Origin of the sequence: Reyranella sp. (assembly GCF_965229815.1) — a bacterium.
In the GTDB taxonomy this organism is placed as follows: domain Bacteria; phylum Pseudomonadota; class Alphaproteobacteria; order Reyranellales; family Reyranellaceae; genus Reyranella.
Window position 1 is genome coordinate 267,416 of sequence record NZ_CBDDJN010000006.1, and the last position, 13,979, is coordinate 281,394.

Sequence of the window (13,979 nt, forward strand, 5' to 3'; positions counted from 1 at the left end):
AGAAGGTGAACTTCAAGCCTCACGCGCTAGAGGCCGAGGCCGCGCGCGATGATGTTGCGCTGGATCTCCGACGTGCCCTCGCCGATCACGTAGACCAGCGCGTCGCGGTGGATGCGGCCGACCGGGTACTCGCGCATGATGCCGGCGCCGCCATGGATGCGGATGGCGGCTTCCGATACGCGCACGGCGCATTCCGAGGCGACCAGCTTCACCTTCGCCGCCGTCGCCGGATCGAGCGTGCCGCGATCCACTCGCCAGGCGCCGTGATAGACCAGCCAGCGCGCGGCCTCGATGTCGGCCGCCATGTCGGCGAGCTTGTGGGCGATCGCCTGGTACTGGCCGATCGTCCGGCCGCGGACCTTGCGCGCCTTCGCATAGTCGAGCGCCGCTTCCAGCGCCGCCTGGGCCATGCCGAGCGCGTTGGCCGCCACGCCGACCCTGTTCTCGGCCAGGCTGTCGAGGATGATGGGATAGGTGCCGGTACGCCCGCCCAGCAGGCAGTCGTCGGGAACGAACGCGTCCTCGATGTACAAGAGGCCGGTGTCGGATCCGCGGATGCCTTCCTTCTCCAGCCGCGTGACCGCGATGCCGGAGTTCGGCAGCTCGACGATGAACAGGCTGATCGCGGCCGGTGTTAGCTCCGGCTGCGTGCGCGCCGCCAGGACCAGGAAGTCGGCGATCGGCGCGTTGGTGATGTAGAGCTTGGAGCCGGTGAGCCGCCAGCCGCCCGGCACCTTGTCGGCGCGCGTGCGCAGCGCTCGGATGTCGGAACCGCCATCGGGCTCGGACAGGGCGAAGCCCGCGATGCGCTCGCCCTGCAGGCCGGGGCGGAAGAAGCGCTCCTTCTGCGCGTCGGTGCCCGCTTTCCAGATCGGCCAGAGGCCGAGATGGCTGTGCGCCGACCAGGACGAGGCGAAGGACTGGCAGACCCGCGACATCTCCTCGCGCACGATGCAGTCGGAGACCTTGTCGAAGCCCGAGCCGCCATCCTCCTCCGGATAGCGCACCCCGATCAGGCCGAGCTCGCCGAAGCGCCGGAAGAGGGGACGGGGAAAGGTCTCCGTCTCGTCGGCCTGCCGGGCGAGCGGGGCGAGCTCCGTCTCGGCGAAGCGGCGGACGGTCGCGCGCAGCGCCTCCTGCTCGGATGTGAAGGCGAAATCCATGAAGTCCCCCCGTCGTCTTGTGGGCGACAGCGTACCCGCCGGCATTCGTGAGCGCCCCCGTCGGGAGCGCGGGCGGGATCGCAGGGCAGAAGCCGGCGTGTGGAATGTCGACCGGTCCGGTTGCCGGCGCGCCGAAGAGGCCGATACTTCCGACGCCGTGGAACCGGATCGCCACCGGCGGCGATGCCCGGGACGGCAGGAAGAAAGAAAAGGGGAGGGAAGCGCCGGTCGATGTCGTCCGCACTTCGCCGGCAGGGCCTGATCATCGTCGGGACCCTGGCCACCGCCTACGTCGCCAGCCACTTCTTCAGGGCATCCAACGTGACCATCGGCCTCGACCTCATGCGCGACCTGCGCATCGGGCCCGAGGCGCTGGGCGCGCTGACCGGCGCCTTCTTCTTCGGCTTCTCGGCCATGCAGATTCCCTGCGGCTTCTTCTTCGACCGGTTCGGCCCGCGCCGCACCATCTCCGGCATGCTGCTGGTGGCGGTGCTGGGCGCCACGCTCTTCACCGTTGCGCCCAACTGGGAGCTGCTGCTCGCCGGACGGACGCTCATGGGGGCCGGCTTCGGCGTCATGCTGATCGGGACCATGATCGTGATCTCGCGCTGGTTCCCGCCCGACCGGTTCTCGACCCTGTCTGGGATCGTCCTGTCGATCGGCCTGATCGGCAACCTGCTGGCCACCACGCCGCTCGCCTGGGGCACCGAGCAGATCGGCTGGCGCGGCGTGTTCGCGCTCGTGGCCGGCTTCTCGGTGATCGCCGCCCTCGCAGTCTGGCTGATCGTGCGCGACGCGCCGCCGGGGCATCCTTTCCTCGAGCGCCAGGCCGAGAAGCCCGCCGAGATGATACGCGGGCTGGGCGAGGTGCTGCGCAATCCGCAGCTCCCGTTCATCCTGACCCTGAACTTCTGCAACTACGCCTGCACCTTCACCGTGCAGGGCCTGTGGGGCGGGCCGTTCCTGCGCGAGGTCCATGGCCTCGACCGCATCCAGTCGGGCAACGTGCTGCTGACCGCGGTGATCGCCTACCAGATCGGCATGCTGGTGTTCGGCCCGCTCGATCGGCTCCTCGACACGCGCAAGTGGATCGCCTTCGGCGGCACCACGGCGATCGCCACGATCCTCGGCGCTCTCGCCCTCTGGGGACAGGCGCCGCTGTGGTTCGCCGCCGGCGCGATCGTGGCCATCGGCTTCCTCAGCGCGTCCAGCACCATGGTGATGACCCACGGTCGCGGCATCTTCCCGGACCGCCTGATCGGACGCGGCATGGCGACCATGAACACCAGCGTCATGCTGGGCGTCGCCTGCATGCAGACCCTGTCCGGGATCATCCTGGGCTCGTTCGCGCCGCTGCCCGACGGCGCGCTGTCGGAGACGGCCTATCGCACCCTGTTCGGCTTCATGTGCGTCGTGCTGGTGATGGCGCTCTCGGTCTACGGCCGGGCGGCCGACGTGAAGCCGAGCGAGGAGCTGCGGGCGCGCGCCCTCCGGCGCTGACGTCGCGGAAGGCTTCGCGCGCCGTGCCGCTCAGCTCCGTCCCGCCGCCGGCGGCACCGGCTTGAACGGTCCATTCAGCCGGTCGCGGTAGACGGTGACGCCCTCCATGATCCGCTGCACGTAGTTGCGCGTCTCGCCGTAGGGGATCGTCTCGATCCAGTCGATCATGTCGATCTTGCCGGCGCGCGGGTCGCCCAGCGAGTCGAGCCAGCGGGCGACGCGGTTGGGGCCGGCATTGTAGGCGGCGAGCGCGATCTCGTAGGAGCCGCCGAAGCGCTTCAGCATCTCGGCCAGGTACTGGCTGCCGAGCTGGACGTTGTAGGCGGGATCGGCCGTCAGCCTGTGCTCGATGAACGGCATGCCCAGCCGGCCGGCAACGTCGCGCGCGGTGCCGGGCAGCAGCTGCATCAGTCCGAGCGCGCCCGAGGGCGAGACGGCGGCGGCGTTGAACGAGCTTTCCTGGCGGGTGACGGCGAGCGCCAGCGCCCGCTCGACCGAGCCGGTGGCGCCGAGGTCGACGACCGGGAAGGCGGATTCGAGCAGCACGACGCCGTTGCCGGCGGCCCGGCGGGCGACGGTGAGCGCCACGTCGGGCCGCTTCAGGTCGACGGCGAGCTGGGCCAGCAGCGCGGTCTCTCCCGGCGTGCCGACCATGCGGGCGAGCCGTAGCAGGAACGGCTGAGCGCGGTCGAAATCGCCGGCCTGGGCGAGAAGGCGCGCCACCGCCGCCAGCTCGCGCCCGTCGAGGGACCGACGATCGGCGTCCGCGATCGCGGGATCGGCCGGCAGCGTCGCGGTCGTGCCCGGCAGCTTGCGCGCCGCCTGCTGGCCATAGAAGGTCTGCCCGAACGCGGCGGCGCGCCCGTACCACTCCCTGGCATCCTTGGCGCGCTTGGCGGCCTCGTGGGTGCGGCCGAGCCAGTAGGCCGCCCGGCTCTTCGAGATGTCGGTCGACACGCCGTCGTACAGGACCTGGAAATGCTTCTGCGCCTCGGCCGTCTTGCGGAGCTGGCGGAGCGCGATCCAGCCGGCGAGGAATTCGGCCTCGGCGAAGGCCACGCCCTTGGCGTGGCCATGGGCCACGACGACGGCATAGGCGTCGGCGGTCCGGCCATTGGCGAGAAGGTCCCGTGCCACGAGGTTGCGCTCGCTCCACCAGGCATCCGTCTGGTTCGCGACCGGCTTGGCCAGGAGTGCCTTGGCGTCGTTCAGCTTGCCGGTGCGGCGCAGCCAGCGGATGCGCTCCAGGACGATCGCCGGATCGTCGAGCCGGGCCGGCGTGACGCGCTTCAGCATGTCGCCGGCGTCGGCGGCGCGGACGGCCATCGCGAGCCGCGCCTCGGCCAGCGGCTGGTACTCGGGCGGCAGCTTGGGCAGCAGCTCGCGCGCCACCGGGGCGCGGCCCTCCCGCAGGATGCGGTCGAACCGGGCGACATGGTCCTGGCCGGTCAGCAGGTGCCCGTAGCGGTTCAGGAAATCGGTCTCGTCGGAACTGCGGAAGGTGGCGAGGCGCCAGCTGTCGCGGGCGAGCCTGGGCACGTCGCCCGGGCTCGCCTCCTGCGCCGCCTCGAGACGGCGCATGTGCCCGGTGCTGGTGAGCGGCGGGAAGGCGGTGAAGTAGCGATGGACCTCGGCCGCCGGGATCTCCGGCGCCAGCCGGTCCTCGGCCTGGCGGCGCAGCACCTCGGGCTCGGGCCAGTCGGGGTTCTCGCGCAGGAAGCGCCAGGTGTCGGCGAAGCTCGCCTCGCCGCGCGGCGCCGTCCGCAGGATGCTCCAGGCGACGTAGCGATCGAGCAGGGGCTGGCGGAAGGACGCGACCGCCGCCCGCGCGTCGGTCAGGCGGCCGTCGTCGAGGGCCTTGAGGGCGGCGGCGAACGCCGCCGCCTCGGCCGGCGTCAGCGGCTTGGCGGGCTGGGCGGCGGCCGGCGCGGAGGACGTGGCCGTCTGCGCCCGGGCGGCGGTGCCGGCGGCCAGGGGAGCCGCCAGGGCGGCGGCCACCAGGAGGGGGGTGAGAGGGGATTTCACGCTAGGAATCGTAGGCAGGGACTTGCGGCATCACAATGGCAAGTTCCCCGGACCGGTTGCTCGCCTTGCCGGGGCCGGGTCGCGGGCCTAGATTGGGCGGTCTCACAAGAACGCGGAGGGAGCCATGTTCACCGGGTCGCTCGTTGCCCTTATTACCCCGTTCAAGAACGGATCGGTCGACGAGAAGGGATTCGAGAAGTTCGTGGCCTGGCAGATCGAGGAAGGCACGGACGGGCTGGTGCCCTGCGGCACCACGGGCGAATCGCCGACGCTGTCCTACGAGGAGCACAAGCGCGTCATCGACATCTGCATCGCAACCGCCAAGGGGACGGGCGTGCCGGTGATCGCCGGCACCGGCTCGAACTCGACGGACGAGGCGATCGACCTCACCCGCCACGCCAAGCAGGCCGGCGCCGATGCCGCCATGCTGGTCGTGCCCTACTACAACAAGCCGACCCAGGAAGGGCTGTTCCAGCACTTCAAGGCGGTGGCCGAGGCGGTCGACATCCCGATCCTGCTGTACAACGTGCCGCCGCGCACCGGCGGCGACATGCAGGTCGACACCGTGGTGCGCCTGTCGCAGGTGAAGAACATCATCGGCATCAAGGACGCGAGCTACGACATGGCCCGTCCGACGCTCACCAAGCTGCGGGCGAAGAAGGGCTTCATCCAGCTCTCCGGCGAGGATGCCAGCGCCGTGGGCTTCCTGGCCCAGGGCGGCGACGGCTGCATCTCGGTCACGGCCAACGTGGCGCCGCGCCTGTGCGGCGACATGCACGACGCCTGGAAGAAGCGCGATCTCGACAAGGTGTTCGAGCTGCAGGACCGGCTGATGCCGCTGCACAAGGCGCTGTTCGTCGAGACCAGCCCGGCGCCCGTGAAGTACGCCTGCGAGCTGATCGGCCAGGCCAGCGCCCGGCTGCGCCTGCCGCTGGTCGAGTGCACCGAGCCGACCAAGAAGCAGGTGCATGATGCGATGGTGCATGCGGGGCTGATCAATTAGTCGAGACGCTGCCACGAGCGCGCTGTCATCCCGAGCGCAGCGAGGGACCTTTCCTGTGGCCTGAAGGTCCGTCTCTACGCTCGGGATGACAGTGGTCGCGTTGCGGCGCCGAGCGCAGTCAGAAAGGCGATTTCATCGTGGCAAAGAAACCGGAGCTGGACCGCACCGTCGTGGCCCAGAACCGCAAGGCGCGGCACAACTACTTCATCGAGGAGACCTTCGAGGCGGGCCTGTCTCTCACCGGCACCGAGGTGAAGTCGCTGCGCGGCGGCCGCAGCTCGATCGCCGAGTCCTACGTGACGGAGGAGGGCGGCGAGGCGTGGCTGGTCAATGCCAACATTCCCGAATACGCCGCGGGCAACCGCAACAATCACGAGCCGCGCCGGGCGCGCAAGCTCCTGCTGCATCGCAAGCAGATCAACAAGCTGATCGGCGCCATCCAGCGCGAGGGCCGCACCATCGTGCCGCTGCAGGTCTATTTCAACCCGCGCGGCCGCGCCAAGATCGAGATCGCGCTGGTCACCGGCAAGCAGGCCCACGACAAGCGCCAGTCCATCAAGGACCGCGACTGGCAGCGCCAGCGGGCCCGGCTGCTCAGCCATCGGCGCTAGTTTCTGTCGTCCTGAGCGCAGCGAAGGACCTCATCGCCGCCGGCAAACGGCATGAGATCCTTCGCTACGCTCAGGATGACAACGTACGGTGGCCCACGCTAGGAACCCCCATGCTGCTCACCGAAGAACAGACCCTGATCCGCGACACCGCGCGGGCCTTCGCGCGGGAGAAGGTGGCGCCGCACGCGCGCGCCTGGGAGGCGGCGGGCGCCATCCCCAAGTCGCTGCTGGGCGAGATGGGACGGCTCGGCTTCATGGGCATGTGCGTGCCCGCCGAATGGGGCGGCGCCGGCGCCGACATGGTGTCCTACGTGCTGGCGCTGGAGGAGATCGCGGCGGCCGACGGCGGCCTGTCGACCGTGATGAGCGTCAACAACTCGCCGGACTGCGCCGCGCTCATGGCCTACGGCTCGCCCGAGCAGAAGGAGCGCTGGCTGAAGCCGCTGGCACGTGGCGAGCTGCTGGGCGCCTTCTGCCTCACCGAGCCGCAGGCGGGCTCGGACGCCTCCAACCTGCGGACCCGGGCCGAGCGCCGGGGCAACGGCTGGGTGCTGAACGGGGTCAAGCAGTTCATCACCCAGGGCAGCACGGCCGACGTCGCCCTGGTGTTCGCCGTCACCGACCCGGCCGCGCCCAAGCGCGGCATCTCCTGCTTCATCGTGCCGACCGCCACGCCCGGCTATCGCGTCGCCTCGGTCGAGAAGAAGCTCGGCCAGAAGTCGTCGGATACCTGCCAGATCGCCTTCGAGGATTGCGCGGTCGGGGCGGATGCGATGCTGGGCGCGGAGGGCGAGGGCTACCGGATCGCGCTCGCGAACCTCGAGGCCGGCCGCATCGGCATCGCCGCCCAGGCCGTCGGCATGGCGCGCGCCGCCTTCGAGGCCGCCCGTGCCTATGCCGGCGAGCGCCAGGCCTTCGGCACGGCGATCGTCAACCACCAGGCGGTGCAGTTCCGCCTCGCCGACATGGCGACCAAGATCGCGGTGGCGCGCCAGATGGTCCTGCATGCGGCAACGTTGCGCGACGCCGGCCGCCCGTGCCTCACCGAGGCCGCAATGGCGAAGCTATATGCCTCGGAAATGGCCGAGGAAGTGTGCTCGGCCGCCATTCAGGTTCACGGTGGATACGGATACGTGTCGGACTACCCGGTGGAGAAGATCTGGCGCGACGTTCGCGTCTGCCAGATCTACGAAGGCACCAGCGACGTCCAGCGCATCCTGATCGGCCGCGGCCTGGCAGCTTTGTAGCGCCCGCAGTCCTTGTCTCCGAACCATCGTCATGCCAAGGTCACCCGGTGTGAAGAAGGGGCCGCCGAAGCGGCTTTGGGGGACGGGGGAGCCCGGGCGACGGATGGTCGGTCGTGCGCCGTAACATTTTCATTGTTGCAGGGATCGCCGCAGCGTCGCTGATGGCGACCATCGCCGTTGCCGGCGACACCGAAACAGCCAAGCCCACGGATATCGGGCCGCAGCCGGGCCGGATCATCAAGATGCAGACGGCGTTCAATCCGGCGCTGCCCGGATCGGGCGAGGCTGTCCGGACCTTCACCCGCACCATCAAGCACATGTCCGGCGGCCAGCTCGTGATCAAGATCGTCGAGCCCGGGCGTCTCGCCCCCACCGCCGACATGCTCGACGCGATCGTGGCCGGCGACCTGGAGGCCGCCTTCACCTGGAGCGGCTATGCCGCCAGGAAAGCGCCGGTATTCGGCGTCTTCGCCACCGTGCCGTTCGGCCCGGGGCCCGAGGACATGACGTCCTGGATGATCGAGGGCGACGGCAGCCGCATCCATCGCGCCGCCTACGAGAAGCTCGGGGTCACCGGCGTCCCCTGCGGCGTCCAGGGCGGCAAGGGCGGCGGCTGGTTCCGCGGCGACTTCGCCACGGTCGACGACTTCAAGGGCCAGCGCCTGCGCTTCACCCGCTTTGCCGGCGAGATCGTGGCGCGCATGGGCGCCACGGCGGTGCCGGTGCCGCCGGGCGAGTTCTTCTACCAGCTGCAGCAGGGCAAGGTGGACGGCGGCGAGATGTCGACGCCGGCGATCGACGCCGCGCTGGGCTTCGACAAGCTCGGCCTGCCCTATTTCATGCCGGGCTGGCAGCAGCCTTCCGCGGTGCTCGACTTCCTTATGCGCAAGGACAAGTGGGACGCGCTGTCGTCCAGCCAGCGCGCCCAGATCGAGACGGCCTGCCGTGCCAACATCTCCTGGATGCTCAGCCACTCGCCGCACGTGCAGGGCACGGCGCTCGAGAAGCTCAAGGCGGCCGGCGTCGCCGTCCGGGAATGGTCGCCCGAGGTGATGAAGGCCTTCCGCGACAATGCCGAGATCGTCCTGAAGGAGGAGGCCGACCGCGATCCCGACTTCGCGGCCGCGCTGGCCAACCAGCGCGCCTTCGTCCGCCAGAGCGTCGACTGGCGAAAGCTGTCCCGGCTGCCGTGACCTGATTTTCCTCCCGGGGCAACGCCCCCGGGGAGGCAGTTGCACGGGGCCGCCCGTCCGGGCAGGTTGACCCGGCCATGACGATCCTCAGCTCGCAGGTCGATACCCGCTCCGACGCCTTCAAGCGCAACGCCGAGGCGATGCGCGCCCTGGTCGCCGACCTCCGGGACCGCACCGACAAGGTGCGGCTGGGCGGCGGCGAGGAGAGCCGCAAGCGCCACGTGGCGCGCGGCAAGCTCCTGCCGCGCGAGCGGGTGAGGGCGCTGCTCGATCCCGGCTCGCCGTTCCTCGAACTGTCGCCGCTGGCGGCCATGGACATGTACGACAACGAGGCGCCGGGCTCGGGCGTCATCACCGGCGTCGGCCGCGTGAGCGGCGTCGAATGCGTGATCGTGTGCAACGACGCCACGGTGAAGGGCGGCACCTACTATCCGATGACGGTGAAGAAGCATCTCCGCGCCCAGGAGGTGGCGATGGAGAACCGGCTTCCCTGCATCTACCTGGTCGATTCGGGCGGCGCCAACCTGCCGCAATGGCCCGAAGTGTTCCCCGACAAGACCCATTTCGGCCGCATCTTCTACAACCAGGCCAACATGTCGGCGCAGGGCATCCCGCAGATCGCCTCGGTGATGGGCTCGTGCACGGCAGGTGGTGCCTATGTGCCGGCGATGAGCGACGAGACCGTCATCGTGCGCAAGCAGGGCACGATCTTCCTGGCCGGTCCGCCGCTGGTGAAGGCGGCGATCGGCGAGGTGGTGAGCGCCGAGGATCTGGGCGGCGCCGACGTGCACGCCCGCACCTCGGGCGTCGCCGACCATTATGCCCACAACGACAGCCATGCGCTGGGCATCGTCCGGCGCATCGTCGCCAACCTCAACTGGAAGAAGAGCCCGTCGGCGTCGCTGATCGAGCCGTGCGAGCCGCGCTATTCGGCCGACGAGCTGTACGGCGTCGTGCCCGCCGACAACCGCACGCCGTTCGACATGCGCGAGGTCATCGCCCGCCTGGTCGACGGCAGCGAGCTGGACGAGTTCAAGCACCTCTACGGCACGACGATCGTCACCGGCTTCGCCCGCATCTGGGGCCATCCGGTCGGCGTGGTCGCCAACAACGGCATCCTGTTCAACGAATCGGCGCTCAAGGCCGCGCACTTCATCGAGCTCTGCGGCCAGCGCGGCATCCCACTCCTGTTCCTGCAGAACATCACGGGCTTCATGGTCGGCCGCAAGTACGAGGCGGGCGGCATCGCCCGCGACGGCGCCAAGATGGTGACGGCGGTGTCGACGGTGAACGTGCCGAAGTTCACCGTGATCGTCGGCGGCAGCTACGGCGCCGGCAACTACGGCATGTGCGGCCGCGCCTACGGGCCGCGCTTCCTCTGGATGTGGCCCAGCGCGCGCATCTCGGTGATGGGCGGCGAGCAGGCGGCCAGCGTGCTGGCCACGGTGCGGCGCGACAATATCGAGGCGCGCGGCGGCACCTGGCCCAGGGAAGAGGAGGAGGCCTTCAAGCAGCCGATCCGCGAGCAGTACGACCGCGAGGGCCATCCCTACTACGCCACGGCGCGGCTGTGGGACGACGGCATCCTCGATCCGGTCGACACGCGCATGGCGCTGGCGCTCGGCCTGTCGGCGGCGATGAACCAGCCGATCGGCCCGACCAAGTTCGGCGTCTTCCGGATGTGACGGACGTGGCCGCTCCGCTCCGGACCGCCGTCGCCGACGGCATCGCGACCCTGACGCTTTGCCGGCCGGCCGCCATGAACGCGCTGGACGGCGACACCGCGCATGTCTTTATCGACGCCGTCGAGGCCTGTGCCGTCGACGAGCGGGTGCGGGTCCTGGTGGTGGCGGGCGAGGGCCGGTCCTTCTCGGCCGGCGGCGACTTCAACTGGGTGCTGACCTGGCCCGGGCTCGATGCCATCACCCGGCGCGTCGGCGCCGATCTGATGATGGGGGCCGTCCAGGCGCTCTACGACTTCCCCAAGCCGTCGATCGCCCGCGTCCACGGAGCGGCCGTCGGCGGCGGGATCGGGCTGATGCTGGCCTGCGACTTCGCGGTCTGCGCCGACACGGCGCGGTTCGGGCTGACCTCGGCGCGTAACGGGCTCCTGGCGGGAATCGCCATCCCGGTCCTGATCGAGGCCGTCGGTCCCCGCGTCGCCCGCCAGCTCCTGATGCATGGCGGCGTGTTCGACGCCGGCACGGCGCTGCGCCTCGGCATGGTCGACCAGGTCGTGGCGGCCGCCGATCTCGACACGGTGGTGGCGACGCTGGCGCGCGAGCTTCTGCTGGGCGCCCCGTCGGTGCAGCGGCTGGTCAAGCAGCTCGTCCCCCGTCTCGACGGCATGACGCACGACGCCGAGGCGGCCGACCTGATCGGCGAGCATGTCGCGGCGCAATGCACCAGCGACGAGGCGATCGAGGGCATGAGGGCCTTCCTGGACAAGCGCAAGCCGAGGTGGGCAACGTGACAGGCTTCCCGGGTCTGGCGAGGGCGTCGTGCCTTGTTGCGGCCGCAGCATTCCCTGTCGCGGCGCAGGCGCCCGCGCCGCGCGGCAACGAGCGGGAAGCCTACCAGGAGATCGCGGCCACGTTGATGGCAATGCCTTTCACGGTCGGCGGAGTCGCGGTGATGATGGTCGTGGCGCGCAGGTGCCGACCCGACAAAGAAGGGCAATGGAAGCGCGTCATCGACGCCATCGACCAGCGGTTCGTGGTATGCGCCACCCAGGAGCCGCGATGGCAAGTGGACGTGTCGAGAGAGTTCGCGAAGGAGGAGGCGCATGCCCGCGCCAACGGCTCCAGCGTCGGGTACGGGTCGTTGGCGCTTGAGCGGTTCTGGTCGTCGGCGACCCGGCAAATCGACGAACGAGGGACAGCGGTCTGCGCCAAGCTCGGACTCTTTGTCGACCCCGCTGCGGTGTCGGACAAGGCCAGGGCGGATTACCTGCAGGCCGATCCGAGTGCGACACCGCAGAAATTGGAGGCGGCGCTTCAGCGCGCGCGGTCTCTCCTGGCGTTCGGCATCGATACCGCATGGATAGACAGGCCCTGCAGGACGTTCTGGCCGGATGCCGGCCCTCAGAAATGACCTAGGATGACCGGTAAGATGTTCTCCAAGATCCTGATCGCCAATCGCGGCGAGATCGCCTGCCGGGTCATCAAGACGGCACGGCGGCTGGGCATCAAGACCGTCGCGGTCTATTCCGATGCGGACCGTACCGCGCGGCACGTGGCCATGGCCGACGAGGCGATCCATATCGGCCCGTCGCCGGCACGCGACAGCTATCTCGTGGCCGACCGGATCATCGCCGCGGCCCGGCGCACCGGCGCCCAGGCGATCCATCCCGGCTACGGCTTCCTGTCGGAGAATGCCGGCTTCGCCGAGGCCTGCGCCGCGGCCGGCATCGTCTTCATCGGACCGCCGCCCGCCGCCATCCGCGCCATGGGCTCCAAGAGCGAGGCCAAGAAGATCATGGAGAAGGCCCGGGTGCCCTTGGTGCCCGGCTATCACGGCGACGGCCAGTCGCCCGATCTCCTGGCCAAGGAGGCGGCGCGCATCGGTTTCCCGGTGCTGATCAAGGCCTCGGCCGGCGGCGGCGGCAAGGGCATGCGCGTGGTCGAGGAGGCCGCGAAGTTCGCGGACGCCCTGGCCGGCGCCAAGCGCGAGGCCAAGGCCTCGTTCGCCGACGATCATGTCCTGGTCGAGAAGTACCTGACCCGCCCGCGCCATATCGAGATCCAGGTCTTCGCCGACGACCACGGCCAGTGCCTGTACCTGTTCGAGCGCGACTGCTCGATCCAGCGCCGCCACCAGAAGGTGATCGAGGAAGCGCCGGCGCCGGACATGGATCCGGCCCGCCGCAAGGCGATGGGCGAGGCGGCCGTGGCGGCCGCCCGGGCGATCGGCTACCGCGGCGCCGGCACGGTCGAGTTCATCGCCGACCAGGACGGCACCTTCTTCTTCATGGAGATGAACACCCGCCTGCAGGTCGAGCACCCGGTGACGGAGATGATCACGGGCCAGGACCTGGTCGAGTGGCAGCTTCTGGTCGCGGCCGGTGGCAGGATGCCGTTGACGCAGGACCAGCTCGCGATCGACGGGCATGCCGTCGAGGTCCGCCTCTATGCCGAGGACCCGGCGCGCAACTTCCTGCCCTCGACCGGCACGCTCGCGCACCTGCGCCTGCCGGACGAAGGGCCGCACGTGCGCGTCGACACCGGCGTGCGGCAGGGCGATACGGTGACGCCGTTCTACGATCCCATGATCGCCAAGGTGATCGTGCACGATCGCGACCGCACCTCCGCGCTGCGCCGGATGGCGGCGCTGATGGGCGAGACCGAGGTGGTCGGGGTGACGACCAACGCGGCGCTGCTCCAGGCGCTGTGCGCCCATCCCGCCTTCGTCGGCGGCGAGGTCGATACCGGCTTCATCGAACGCCATCGCGCCTCGCTGTTCGCGGCCCTGGAGCCGGCCGACGACCGCATGGTGGCGGTGGCGACGCTGGCGCGGCTCATGGAGGTGGAACCGGCGGGCACCCCGGCGGATCCGTGGGACGTGAGGAATGGCTTCCGGCTCCTCGAGGAGGGCCACGACGTCGTGCGCTGGAAGGACGGCGAGCGCGAGATCGCCGTGACGGCGTGGCGCCGCCGCGACGGCGCGATCGGTCTCGACCTGCCGGGCGGCGCCCTCGAGGCGCGCGTGCGGCGCACCGAGGAGGGCCGACTGGCGATCCGGCTGGGCGACGACACGTTCACGGCCACCGCCGTGCGCCGCCCGACGGCCGACGGGACGGACTACGTGCTGTTCGCCGACGGCGCCAATCGGCGGCTGGCACTGGTCGATCCGCTCGACGTCACGCAGTACGAATCCGTCGCCGCGGCCGGTGGCGCCGTGAGGGCGCCGCTCCCCGGCAAGATCATCGACCTTCGGGTCAAGGCTGGCGACAGCGTGAGCAAGGGACAGGTCCTGCTGGTGCTCGAGGCCATGAAGATGGAGCACACGCTCTCCGCGCCCGCCGACGGCACGGTCAAGGCCGTGCGCTACGCCGTGGGCGAGCAGGTGGTCGAGGGCGCCGAGCTGGTGGAGCTGGAGACGGGCTGACGGGGCCAGGGAGCGTCTTTCCTGCTGGGGGCGCGCCACTCCGGTGGCGCGTCATCGGAGCGCGGACCTCCAGGTCCGCTCATGACCATGATGCGGACCTGGAGGTGTCCGCGCTCCGATAGCTTCACAAT

Annotated in this window: 11 protein-coding genes; 9 read left to right on the top strand and 2 right to left on the bottom strand. The window is 70.1% G+C overall.

Translation table 11 applies throughout. The annotated features are described in order from the left end of the window. Positions 1-26: 26 nt before the first annotated feature. On the bottom strand, positions 27-1,163 hold the full coding sequence (locus tag ACO073_RS12600) for an acyl-CoA dehydrogenase family protein (protein ID WP_421997775.1): 1,137 nt from the start codon (positions 1,161-1,163) through the stop codon (positions 27-29). 231 nt (positions 1,164-1,394) lie between these two features. On the opposite strand from ACO073_RS12600, the gene ACO073_RS12605 reads away from it, so the two are divergent. Then, positions 1,395-2,663, top strand: a complete 1,269-nt coding sequence (locus ACO073_RS12605) for an MFS transporter (protein WP_421997776.1) — start codon at positions 1,395-1,397, stop codon at positions 2,661-2,663. A gap of 30 nt (positions 2,664-2,693) precedes the next feature. Here ACO073_RS12605 and ACO073_RS12610 read toward each other — a convergent pair whose 3' ends face one another. Beyond that, entirely contained in the window at positions 2,694-4,688 is a 1,995-nt protein-coding gene (locus tag ACO073_RS12610) for a transglycosylase SLT domain-containing protein (protein ID WP_421997777.1), read from the bottom strand. Positions 4,689-4,812: 124 nt separating this feature from the next. Here ACO073_RS12610 and dapA point away from each other — a divergent pair, with 124 nt between their 5' ends. The 8 genes from dapA to ACO073_RS12650 all read left to right on the top strand — a co-directional run bounded on the left by dapA (position 4,813) and on the right by ACO073_RS12650 (position 13,848). Beyond that, complete coding sequence (gene dapA / locus ACO073_RS12615) at positions 4,813-5,691, top strand: 4-hydroxy-tetrahydrodipicolinate synthase (RefSeq protein WP_421997778.1); 879 nt, start codon at positions 4,813-4,815, stop codon at positions 5,689-5,691. Positions 5,692-5,828: 137 nt separating this feature from the next. Then, positions 5,829-6,302, top strand: a complete 474-nt coding sequence (smpB, locus tag ACO073_RS12620; protein ID WP_421997779.1) for an SsrA-binding protein SmpB — start codon at positions 5,829-5,831, stop codon at positions 6,300-6,302. Positions 6,303-6,412: 110 nt separating this feature from the next. Beyond that, entirely contained in the window at positions 6,413-7,549 is a 1,137-nt protein-coding gene (locus ACO073_RS12625; protein WP_421997780.1) for an acyl-CoA dehydrogenase family protein, read from the top strand. Between the two features lie 113 nt (positions 7,550-7,662). Further along, complete coding sequence (locus ACO073_RS12630) at positions 7,663-8,742, top strand: TRAP transporter substrate-binding protein (protein WP_421997781.1); 1,080 nt, start codon at positions 7,663-7,665, stop codon at positions 8,740-8,742. A 77-nt stretch (positions 8,743-8,819) separates the two neighbouring features. Further along, a complete protein-coding gene (locus tag ACO073_RS12635; protein WP_421997782.1) occupies positions 8,820-10,427 on the top strand; it encodes a carboxyl transferase domain-containing protein in 1,608 nt (535 codons plus the stop codon). Between the two features lie 5 nt (positions 10,428-10,432). After that, on the top strand, positions 10,433-11,215 hold the full coding sequence (locus ACO073_RS12640; RefSeq protein ID WP_421997784.1) for an enoyl-CoA hydratase/isomerase family protein: 783 nt from the start codon (positions 10,433-10,435) through the stop codon (positions 11,213-11,215). Further along, on the top strand, positions 11,212-11,835 hold the full coding sequence (locus tag ACO073_RS12645; protein ID WP_421997785.1) for a hypothetical protein: 624 nt from the start codon (positions 11,212-11,214) through the stop codon (positions 11,833-11,835). The genes ACO073_RS12640 and ACO073_RS12645 overlap by 4 nt, the downstream gene beginning before the upstream one ends. Positions 11,836-11,853: 18 nt before the next feature. After that, positions 11,854-13,848 carry an acetyl/propionyl/methylcrotonyl-CoA carboxylase subunit alpha gene (locus tag ACO073_RS12650; protein WP_421997787.1) on the top strand — a complete coding sequence of 665 codons (1,995 nt, stop codon included), beginning with the start codon at positions 11,854-11,856 and terminating at the stop codon, positions 13,846-13,848. Positions 13,849-13,979 lie beyond the last annotated feature (131 nt).

Coding starts and splice junctions, on each gene's coding strand:
- ACO073_RS12600 (WP_421997775.1), bottom strand. CDS start 1,163: ATGGATTTCGCCTTCACATCCGAGCAGGAGGCGCTGCGCGCGACCGTC.
- ACO073_RS12605 (WP_421997776.1), top strand. CDS start 1,395: ATGTCGTCCGCACTTCGCCGGCAGGGCCTGATCATCGTCGGGACCCTG.
- dapA (WP_421997778.1), top strand. CDS start 4,813: ATGTTCACCGGGTCGCTCGTTGCCCTTATTACCCCGTTCAAGAACGGA.
- ACO073_RS12625 (WP_421997780.1), top strand. CDS start 6,413: ATGCTGCTCACCGAAGAACAGACCCTGATCCGCGACACCGCGCGGGCC.
- ACO073_RS12635 (WP_421997782.1), top strand. CDS start 8,820: ATGACGATCCTCAGCTCGCAGGTCGATACCCGCTCCGACGCCTTCAAG.
- ACO073_RS12650 (WP_421997787.1), top strand. CDS start 11,854: ATGTTCTCCAAGATCCTGATCGCCAATCGCGGCGAGATCGCCTGCCGG.